Source organism: Microcoleus sp. S13C4 (assembly GCF_036700865.1).
Classification (GTDB): domain Bacteria; phylum Cyanobacteriota; class Cyanobacteriia; order Cyanobacteriales; family Microcoleaceae; genus Microcoleus.
The window spans coordinates 131,446-141,692 of record NZ_JAUBPS010000005.1; the positions used below are offsets into that span (position 1 = coordinate 131,446).

Annotated in this window: 8 protein-coding genes; 4 read left to right on the forward strand and 4 right to left on the reverse strand. The window is 44.7% G+C overall.

The window, feature by feature from the left end; translation table 11 throughout:
• Positions 1–283: 283 nt before the first annotated feature.
• Entirely contained in the window at positions 284–1,171 is an 888-nt protein-coding gene (locus tag QT996_RS04290; protein ID WP_333044782.1) for an XDD3 family exosortase-dependent surface protein, read from the forward strand.
• Between the two features lie 96 nt (positions 1,172–1,267).
• Here QT996_RS04290 and QT996_RS04295 read toward each other — a convergent pair whose 3' ends face one another.
• The 3 genes from QT996_RS04295 to QT996_RS04305 form a co-directional block, all read right to left on the reverse strand.
• On the reverse strand, positions 1,268–3,922 hold the full coding sequence (locus tag QT996_RS04295; protein WP_333044783.1) for a C39 family peptidase: 2,655 nt from the start codon (positions 3,920–3,922) through the stop codon (positions 1,268–1,270).
• 435 nt (positions 3,923–4,357) lie between these two features.
• Entirely contained in the window at positions 4,358–4,798 is a 441-nt protein-coding gene (locus tag QT996_RS04300; RefSeq protein ID WP_333044785.1) for a peroxiredoxin, read from the reverse strand.
• Between the two features lie 253 nt (positions 4,799–5,051).
• Positions 5,052–6,557 (reverse strand): catalase, encoded by a 1,506-nt coding sequence (locus QT996_RS04305; RefSeq protein WP_333044786.1) that lies wholly within the window; start codon positions 6,555–6,557, stop codon positions 5,052–5,054.
• Between the two features lie 141 nt (positions 6,558–6,698).
• Here QT996_RS04305 and QT996_RS04310 point away from each other — a divergent pair, with 141 nt between their 5' ends.
• Together QT996_RS04310 and QT996_RS04315 are read left to right on the forward strand one after the other, a co-directional pair.
• Positions 6,699–6,965, forward strand: a complete 267-nt coding sequence (locus QT996_RS04310; protein ID WP_333044787.1) for a hypothetical protein — start codon at positions 6,699–6,701, stop codon at positions 6,963–6,965.
• Positions 6,958–7,134 carry a hypothetical protein gene (locus QT996_RS04315; protein ID WP_333044789.1) on the forward strand — a complete coding sequence of 59 codons (177 nt, stop codon included), beginning with the start codon at positions 6,958–6,960 and terminating at the stop codon, positions 7,132–7,134. The genes QT996_RS04310 and QT996_RS04315 overlap by 8 nt, the downstream gene beginning before the upstream one ends.
• 117 nt (positions 7,135–7,251) lie before the next feature.
• Here the strand turns inward: QT996_RS04315 and QT996_RS04320 are convergent, their stop codons facing one another.
• Positions 7,252–9,336, reverse strand: coding sequence for a tetratricopeptide repeat protein (locus QT996_RS04320; protein ID WP_333044791.1), 2,085 nt, complete (start codon positions 9,334–9,336; stop codon positions 7,252–7,254).
• A 250-nt stretch (positions 9,337–9,586) separates the two neighbouring features.
• On the opposite strand from QT996_RS04320, the gene QT996_RS04325 reads away from it, so the two are divergent.
• On the forward strand, positions 9,587–9,997 hold the full coding sequence (locus QT996_RS04325; protein ID WP_333044793.1) for an Npun_F0494 family protein: 411 nt from the start codon (positions 9,587–9,589) through the stop codon (positions 9,995–9,997).
• The last annotated feature ends 250 nt before the right edge of the window (positions 9,998–10,247 follow it).

Consider the following 10,247-nt stretch of genomic DNA (forward strand, 5'->3'; position numbering starts at 1 on the left):
GGAGGCAGTTTATTGGTGTTCTAAACCCCCCAAACCCAGTAGTCGGTTTATTTGCAGCTACAGGACTTATGCAGCCCCACTATAATACTGTGCCTGCGTAAGTCTTTTATTTAGGTACTGGCATGAGTTGGTTATTTTAACCAATCTAGTTGATAGGATGTAGCCAGACCAAATCTGTAGCAAAAATTTAAGAAATTCGGCCCGAAGGTATGATTTACTAAAAATTAAAAATAGTCGAGCGAGCAGACTTGACAATTTAACAATGATTCCCCGGGAGCATTTTATGAAATCCATTGCTAAAAACAGCATCCACTGGACTTACTCAGTGGCTATTTTCTGTGCCCTTTTCGCAATACAGCAACAAAAAGCTACAGCAGCCACGCTATCTAACGGCTGGAATTATGCGATCGATTCCTTCAACGACGGCGTGACAGGGCCCCAAATCGGCGGCGGGGAATTTGAATTTTACGGCATCGCCATCAAAGAAACATCAGATACAGCTTTCATCGCCATCAACTCCAATCTAAGTTTAGCAGGATCTGCCGACCCACTAGCTCAAAGAGGCAACATCAACTACGGCGATTTATTCTTCAATTTTTCCGGTCAAAACTTCAATACAGCTAACGCAAACGGCAACTTGTTTGGTATCCGCTTTGCCGCCGGAAATGACTCCGGCGTGGCTACAACAGGCGTTTACAGGGATGTTACCGCGAAAAATGTCACCCAAACTAACTCTGGGTTTAGCAATTTAAACCAATTCAATACGGTAGTTGCATCTCAAGGTGGAACCCCATCAATGGGCGATTTAGCTGCCATAGACCCCTATTTTCAACTAACAGGAAACTCCACTATTCTCAACTCAATAGCTAAGGGTACAAAAGTAGGAGAATTAAATTTTTTAACGCCAGCAACTTTGAACGCTCTAGGTCTTAATTTCACTCAATTTAATGCAGTAGGTTCTCAAACAATTGGATTCAGTTTCAATAAATCCTCAATGCCTTCGGCGAACTATATTGCTAACTTTTTTGCCGAGTGCGCTAACGATGCGATCGCTATTCAAGGATCTTTTGAGGCTGTACCCGAACCTTCTACGTGTTTTGGTACTTTACTAGGATTAAGCTTTTTAGGTATTGGCGCAGCAAAACGCAAAATTAAGCGCAAGATTTCCTAAGTTAGGTAGGGTGTGCATTAAGTACCTTACGAATAGCTGTTATGCACACCTTACGAATAGGCGTAGTGCCTCACAAATTGCCAACATTAGAGTAGACTATCGAGAGATAAAATGGGCCCAAACATTCCCATCTGGTCCAGCAACTTGATTGACGTAACTGTAGGGATACATCAACTTTCTCCCCTCAGTATCGCTGTAACCGGTGAGTGCATCTCCCCAAGGATCTTGCACTATATAACCCTGAGAATTGTAGCCAATTAAAGTGATAATGTGACCAGCAGCAGTAAAATCTCCCGCTAAAACTACTGGCCGTCGGTTCAGCAATTCCGATCGCACCTCTGCCCACGTGCGAGTCGTACTAAAACTCGTCTTAAACCCGTAGGCCTCAATCAGTGCCGAAAGCACGTTGTGATCGGTTTGAGAACCCTGACCGGCATAATCGAAACACCACTGCAACAACTCATCCTCCAACTGTCCGCCCCCCTCAGAACGAAGGCCGTAATAATAAAGCACCATTGCGATCGCAGTTACGTTGCAAGTAGACCAATCAAAACGCGGATTGTCCCGCTGCGAAAAATACGGCACGTTCAATTCCACATTGTTAGGAACCGGATCGAAAATTTTATTTCCCCGCTTGAACTGAACAAAACTAGAAAAAACATAACCTGTATTGCCAAAATTCGGCAGTTCTTCAGTCAAAGAAACTTTCAGGTGAGATGCTTCCGCACCGTAGCTGTTCACGCCGTAAACTCGACCTAAAGGCAGCGTAGTTTTCTCGGTACTGCTCAGGCTAGCAGCATCTACCGGCCGTTTTTTAAACACAGTTGCTTGCAGGATTGTCATCGTCAAAGCATCGGGGTCAAAGGGAACTTCTTTGCCGTCTTTTTTAATTTTAACGTCCTGCCAATAAATAAACCCGATATTGCCGAAACCGGGAATAGGTTCGGCAAGAGTTACTCGGAAATGCCCCAAAATGCAGGCATAGCCAGTGATGGCATAGGTGGTGCCTAAAAGTAGGTTAGCAATTTGATCGGCAGGCAGTTTCGATGAATCTTGCGGTTGAGCTTTAATCTGAGTTGTTTGAGTTACCAAAAGTTGAGCACTGACGTTGCTATTCGGTACGTCGGCAAGGTCAAATTTCAGGATTTTCGTACCTTTGGCCAACTGAACATCGGGCTCGTAAAAATAGCCAAAAGTGCCGATCGGGGAAATAGCTAAATCCAGAACCACCTTGAGATGCCCGTCAATAAATCCGTACTTGCTAACAGTGAAAGTCTGGCCTGCTTTGACAAGAATTTTTTGCTGATTGTTGAGTCGAGAAGAATCAACCGCAGCTACCTTAAACAAAGTGTCAGAAAGTATCTTTAAGGTCAAACCTTGTCCGACAGTCAGCGGATCGGAACTGACGGCAATGTAAATTATTTGGCTACCAGTAACGTTGCCTTTGCTGTCAGTTGCCCGCAACCTTAGCCACCGAGCTCCCGCTATGCTAAATCCTTTAGACAAATTAACTTGCCAAGTGCTGGCTTCTTGGTTTAGCGTGACGCTTAGGGGAAATGTATCCTCAGCTATCACCTCAATTTTTGCTGCTTGTTGCCGGTCAAAAGTACCCCGAAGGACGATCGGCTGATTTACTAAAACTTCTGACGGCCCTTGATAACTTAAATTCACAGCGGGATTAAAAGATTTGCCACCGCGGCTGAATTGCACAAAATCGGGATAAATGAAACCCGTATTGCCAAATTGCGGCAAATTCTCAGTCAGCGAGACTTTTATGTGGCTTTGTTCGATCGAGAATCCCGCAATTCCGTAAATCCTTCCCGCCGGTAAAGTAAATTTTTCTTGCGGTTGCAGGTTAGTCGCATTTATCGGCCGCTTTTTAAACACAGTCGTTTTGATAACAGTCATCGTAACTGCATTTCTATCAAACTCAATTCCCCTGCCGTCTTGCAAAATTTGGACGTGCTGCGAGTACAGAAATCCCGAAGTTCCTAACTTAGGAATTGCCCGAGCAAAAGCGACTCGAAAATGGTTTTCGACGCAAGCGTAGCCGAGAATATTGAAAGTTTCTCCCGGGTTAAATTGTAATTTCTGAGTTGATCCTAAAGTAGCAGAATCTGTGGGGTTGAGCTTTAACCAGGTCTTTTTTATCACCCACAGTAACTGCATTCCAGGCGGCGGGGCGGGCAACTCGGCGCGATCGAATATGAGGATTTTTGGGCCTTTGGTTATAAGTACGTGTTTTTCGTAGAAAAAGCCGGACTTTCCCACCGGATTAATTGGATTATTTAGTTGAACATTCAGGTGTCCGTCTTCTAACTGATAGTCGCTAATTTGATAAGTTTTACCTGCTGGTATTTCTGCTTTTTGCAGGTTGTTGAGATTGCTCGCTGGCAGTGTTCCGGCTTTGAATGCGGTATCTCTGAGAGTAATTAAGGTGAAAAATTGAGCGGGTGACTGAGAAGCAGGATTAACTTTGATGTTAATTGTTTGTTGGCCGATAACTTTGCCGGTCTTATCAGTTGCCCTCACCTGCACTGTACGAGTTCCTGCGCTATCGAATCCTTTTTCTAAACTGATGTTCCAAATGCCTCTAGAGAGATTTATCCCCACATTTAGGGCATTTGAGCCTTCTGCTGCTGAAATCGCTACCACTAGATTTTTGTCAAAACTGCCAACTAAGACAGCGGCTCTATTGACCTCAATTTCTTGTGGGCCTAAGTAACTCAAAATAAGGTTGCTGTTTGTCATTATATATCCCCCTATCTACTTAATTATTCAGCTAAAGCAAGGATAACTTCTCATTTTCTCAAACACAATGACCTGAACCAGGAAAAAATCGCCCCTAGATTCAGCCTACGGGCGGTTAATGCCTTTTACAGCATAAGTTTTTAATTATTGGCGGGAGTTGCGCCACAAATCTAACTTTAGACGTACCATAAGCACCTTAACCGAATATATGCCTGGTTGAGGGGATTTGGGGTGCAAGATTTTGAGGGAAAGAATTTAGTTCGAGTAGGTTGCTTCCTCCTGTACCCTTGACCCCTCACTTCCTGAGTCAGGACTTACGAAAAAAACCCGGTTCCTAGGAGAATATTGCTTATAGCAACGAGCAATCTAGGAAGAAACCGGGTTTTTAGCCGTTTGGTGCGTGCAGGAGTGTTAGTGCGATCGACTAAATTTCGACTAAACTATGGTGACAAGAATATCTTGAGCGTGAGAGTCAACTTTCAGATTTTCTCCTTCATAAACTTGAATGATTTTACCAGTACCGTCGATGACGAAGGTGACGCGCTTGGCATAATCGCCTTTCTCGACATCGTAAGCTTTGGTAATCGTGCCATCAACATCTGCTAATAGCTGGAAAGGCAAACCATATTTTTCTGTGAACTTTTGGTGCGATTCTTCGTTGTCTCGGCTGACACCGAGAACTACTAAATCTTTGCCCTTGTATTCTTCATAAGCTGCTTTGAAGCTTTGGGCTTGTCTGGTGCAGCCAGGGGTGTCATCTTTGGGGTAGAAATACAAGATTACGGTTTTACCGGCGAATTCGGAGAGCGAGACGGTTTTGCCGTTGGTGTCTTTGGCGGTAAATTGAGGAGCGGCACAGCCAATTGGTAATGTCATAGTTTGGTTTCTCTTGCTTGGTTTTTATTGCAGTTCCTTAAGTTATTTTACTTGGTTCTGTGCCTTTTCAAGAGACAATTCCTAAAAATCGCGTGAAGCGAAGCTATCCCGCAGGGAATCGCCCCCAACTCCATGACGTTAAGCTTTACTGCATTTAACTTGCACGTAAGACGCGGGCTAAGAGGGCCTCTTACACGCATAGTTTCAATAGATATCTGCTAAAAAGCAGATGTCTATTGAATGTTCGTAGGTTCTACATACCAACCGGTTGAGCTGCAGCGGGCATCATAGACGGATCGATCGCAATTCCTAAACCTTCTGCGACTTGGCGGCCGTAATTGGGATCGGCGCGGAAAAAATGGCACAGTTGGCGCATCTGAATTTCCGGTTTTGCTGCACTCAAACTTTCCACAATGTTAGCGATAAGCCGCTGCTGTGCGTCGGGTTTCATCAAGCGATAGAGGTCTCCTGCTTGGGTGTAATCGTCATTTCCCTTACGGTGATCGTAGCGATCGACTTTGACATTTCCTAAGTCCCAAGCTGGGTCAGCATAGACACAGTTTTGCTTCGGCGCATCCTCGTGGCTGTTGGGTTCGTAGTTGGGCCCGCTACCACCGTTGTTACCCGGTGCCATTGCGCCATCCCGTTGATAGTGCATCACCGGACACTTTGGTTGATTGACGGGCAATTGCTGATAGTTTGCACCGAGACGGTAGCGTTGAGCATCTGGATAAGACATGATGCGAGATTGCAGCACTTTGTCTGGAGAGAAGCTAATACCTGGAACGACATTAGAAGGAGAAAATGCGGCCTGTTCCACCTCAGCAAAAAAGTTTTGTGGATTGCGATTGAGTTCCAGAATTCCCACGTCAATTAACGGAAACTCTGAGTGCTTCCACACTTTTGTCAAGTCAAAAGGGTTTTCGCGATATTCTGCGGCTTGGGCTTCGGTCATTACTTGAATGCAAAACCGCCACTTGGGATAATTACCTTGGTCGATCGCCTCAAACAAATCGCGAGTGGCATGATCGGGGTCTTCGCCTTTGATCTGCGTCGCTTCTGAGGCGGTGAAATTTTCAATACCTTGCATGGTTTTGAAGTGGAATTTGCACCAAACCCGTTCTCCTTGAGCATTGATTAGGCTGAAGGTATGGCTGCCAAAACCGTCCATGTGGCGGTGGTTTTTCGGCGTACCGCGATCGGAAAACAGAATAGTTATTTGATGCAAAGCTTCTGGACTCAGCGACCAGAAATCCCATTTCGCGTCAGGATCTTTGAGATGCGTTTGGGGATGGCGCTTTTGCGTGTGGATCAAATCAGGGAATTTGAGGGGATCGCGGATGAAGAAAACAGGGGTGTTATTGCCTACTAAATCCCAGTTGCCTTCTTCGGTGTAGAACTTCATCGAAAAACCTCTGGGGTCACGTTCGGCATCCGCTGAACCTTGTTCGCCGCCTACGGTAGAGAAGCGGAGGAGAACCTGAGTTTCTTTGCCTACTTCTGAGAATAGCTGAGCTTTGGTGTAGCGAGTAATGTCATGGGTGACGGTAAACGTGCCAAATGCAGCGGCTCCTTTTGCATGGACAACGCGCTCAGGAATGCGTTCCCGGTTGAAGTGAGCCAGTTTTTCCATCAGGTGAAAATCCTGCATGAGGATAGGCCCGCGTTCACCCGCAGTCAAGGAATTCTGGTTATCTGCAACCGGAATTCCGCTAGCGGTTGTCAATGTTTTGTCTTCTGTCATAGTGGGTAAATCCATTGCTGCATCCTAAGTATTCTATACCTTTCTGGGGCCCAGGTGTTTCTGCGGTGGTAATTCTCAGAGCGGCGACTGTGTGTTAAATTATTAGTGTGTTTTCAAAATTTGCTGACTCAATTAAAATTAATTTCTCAATAAAATATGATTGATTTCTACACTGTGATTCTCAGAAAAAGTGCTGATTATTGGGTTTCTTTGTGTTTAGAAAATGGCTGGGTCGGACAAGGCAATACTCCCGAACAATCTATTGATAAACTTAAACAAGCTCTTGAGTCATTTTCCGAAGTCTATGAATCAGAGTCTGATGTTTATCTCAGTCCTCTTTCTATTAATGAATTACACGAATTTCTGACTTTAGAAGATGCAGAAGCCTCAGACACTTATGAACTTAGGAAAGTTTATGCCTAAAAACCTTCCATCTTTAAAACCTAAAGCATTAATTAAGATTTTAGAACAAAAGGGATGTCAGTTTTACCGAGAGGGGAAAGGGGATCATCGTTTGTATATGCGTGAAATTGAAGGTATAAAAAGGATTGTTCCGATTGATCTCGGTGCTGGGGAAATGTCACCAGCTTAAGTGTTGCGGATTTTCAGGTAATTTGGGTTTACCGATCCGGAAATTGAGGGGATGATTAGTTAAGTCCGCCTTTATTAGTCAGGGATTGAATTAGCAATTTTACTGGACAGCATTTGCCTAATCCATACCCCAATCTTTCAGTTGTTTTGTAACTGATTGGATCGGAAAAGCAAGAGCATAACCCGCTCTCTCTTGCTGTTGATTCTGTGTTTGAAGGTTAGCTCCCCAGGCAACGCCAACCACGCGATTTTGCTGGTCTAATACGGGACTGCCAGAATTGCCGGGAGATGAAATAGCAGACATTCGTAACTCTTGGTCAGTCTGGTTGATCGCTTCTCCTGTTGCAACTGTCGGATACTCGATGCCGTAGGGATACCCAATAATGCGGATAGGTGCGTTGAGGGGAACAGGCGTTGAGGATCTGGGTAAAGGCTGAATATCCTTTGGGATGTTGGTGATTTCTAGTAAAGCTAAATCTAGCTTGTCAGAGGCAGCAGTAATTTTAACAATCTTAGCAGGTTTCCGCTTGCGGACTTCACCCGAATGCGGTTCACTGTAAAATTCAACTTCAATTTTTTGCTCGCTCTGGGGCGTATTTTCGCTAGCCGTTGCCACATGGCGGTTAGTAATAATCCAAGCTTTATTCCCCTGCCGTTTTAGCACCCAGCCAGTACCCCACTCTAAGTCGGAAGAACTTTTAACAATAACTCGGACAACAGACCGCTTTAATAAAACTAAAGGTTCCTTTTTTAAACTCGGTAATCGCTCTGGACTGGTCAACAATTGCGGGTTTTCCCGCATAGTTAAAAGCCGCAGCGTCTCGTAAAATAATATTGCAGCTTTTATAGAAGAGTTTGGAGGTAATGCAATTGCTATGCCACCGACTTGAAGTGCTTGATCTAACTTCCCTTGTTGCTGTAAAAGAAAAGCTAAATTGAGATGAGCTTGGAGATTTTTGGGGTTTAGTTGAATCGCTTGACGATAGGCTGCGCTCGCCTTATTTAGTTTCCCCTGCTTGTGTAAACTCACGCCCAGGTAGTTATAGGCAGCGTCATTTTTAGGGTTGAGTTGAATTGCTTTTTGATAGGTTGCGATCGCCTTGTCTCGTTTCCCTAAATCGTCCAGCGCAGAGCCTAGATAGATATAACCCTTAATATTTTTATCCTCCTCTGGTTCAATTTCAATCGCCTTTTCATAAGCGATTAGTGCGTCATCTAGCTTGTTTAGCTTACTCAGAATATAGCCTATTCTGCGATAATAAAAAGCGCGGTCTTTTTGATCGGGTTCGATTTCAATGGCTTTTCGGTAAGTGGTTACAGATTCATTTAATTTGTTCTGCTCATCCAACAAATTAGCTAGATTTCCATAACCAGTCGCGGCGGGATCTTTGTAACCGATTTCTATCGCTTTTTGCCATGCCGCGATCGCTTCTTGCGGTTTCCCGACAGCTTTCAGCGCATTGCCTAGATTGTTATAAGCAACGGCATATTTCGGATCTATTTGGATGGCTTGGCGGTAAGCCGCGATCGCTTCATCTTGTTTCCCTTGGTAGGACAGCACATTACCCAGATTATTATAAGCAACATCATACTTCGGATCTATTTGGATGGCTTGGCGGTAAGCTGCGATCGCTTCATCTTGTTTCCCTTGGTAGGACAGCACATCACCCAGATTGTTATAAGCAATGTCATACTTCGGATCTATCTGGATGGCTTGGCGATAAGCTGCGATCGCTTCATCAAATTTCCACTTATTATAGAGCGCTTTGCCAAGTTCGTTGTAACCCCTAGTCCACTGAGGATTAACTTTGATAGCTTGGCGGTAAGTTGCGATCGCTTCATCATATTTCCCCTGCTTAATCAGCGCTTTACCTAAATCTTGATAAATATAGTCAATTTTGGGGTCAAGTCGGATAGCTTGGCGGTAAGGTGCGATCGCCTCCTCAACTTTACCTTGCTGACTCAATTGCAAGCCGAGAAAGTAGTAAAGGGTCGCCTCCCAAGGATTAGGTTGAATCGCTTCCCTGAAACTCTCTGTCGCTTCACCTTGTGCGTTTTGGCCACTCTGCACAATCCCTTGAACAATGTAAGCAAAGGACGTGAGACGATTGGTAAGCAATGGCAGTGTCGCCGTCGCGTATAAGAATAAGAAAACGGAGGTTAACTTGGGCAAGAATTTTTTAGGCACTTTTGGTAAAGGCATAATCTTTCTTCATTTCTAACTTCGTTAAGCCTAGTCTACTTCCTCTATCAAGCTACCTGCAAGGGTTTCTCTAAACCGGGTGATTGGAAATGCAGAAGCCTCAGACAGTTATGAACTAAGAAAAGGTGATGCCTAAAAATATTTATTTCTGTTCAACGCCTGTCTGAATTTTTGTATAATTTTCACAACTCCACTTTGACTCTAAATCTGTAACAATTAAAAATATAGTAGCTGTTCAGATGTTCTCTCAATGACTTTTATCCCATCCGAAGCGTTTAAATCTATTAGTTATCCCGATCGCACCGTAAAAAGAGCCGATCGCGCCGTCCGCTGTTCCCCTTTTCAATTACACTTCTTCCAGACCATCCGCGATAACAGTGTTTTCCTAAGTGCGATCGCCTCAAACGCGGGTGTCGAAAGCGGCTACACCCGATCGCCCGTATCCGAACTCGTAGCCGAAAACTCGCTACTTTGGCTGATCCAAGTCGGCGTGTTGCGGCGGGAAGTAGACGGACAAGGGATTACCGACAGTTTTCGCCTCACGCCCCTGGGCCGCCAACTCGTGGAAAAATGGGAACAGGAAGGACAGGGAGTGCCGGCCGCGTCATTGTGCGATCGCATGGGAAATGCCGTCAGCCGCGGGTTGGGACTATTTCTTTAAGCGTTTATTGCTTGTCCCAGTCCGCCAGTCCGACAGGGAATGAATTCCCTGTCTCATAGCGAAAGTCGGTTAAAACTGAGATCTTGCACCATTCTCAATTAGCCCTTGCATTTTGTGCCAAAATGTGAAAAAAAGGACGTATAAACAATGGGATAAGTTAATGTTAACCATCCTTAATTACGCCCAAGCATTAGTCTATACCTTGATGGATTTAATGCCAAGCAAATATCAACAAAAAAGTCTGCGAGCC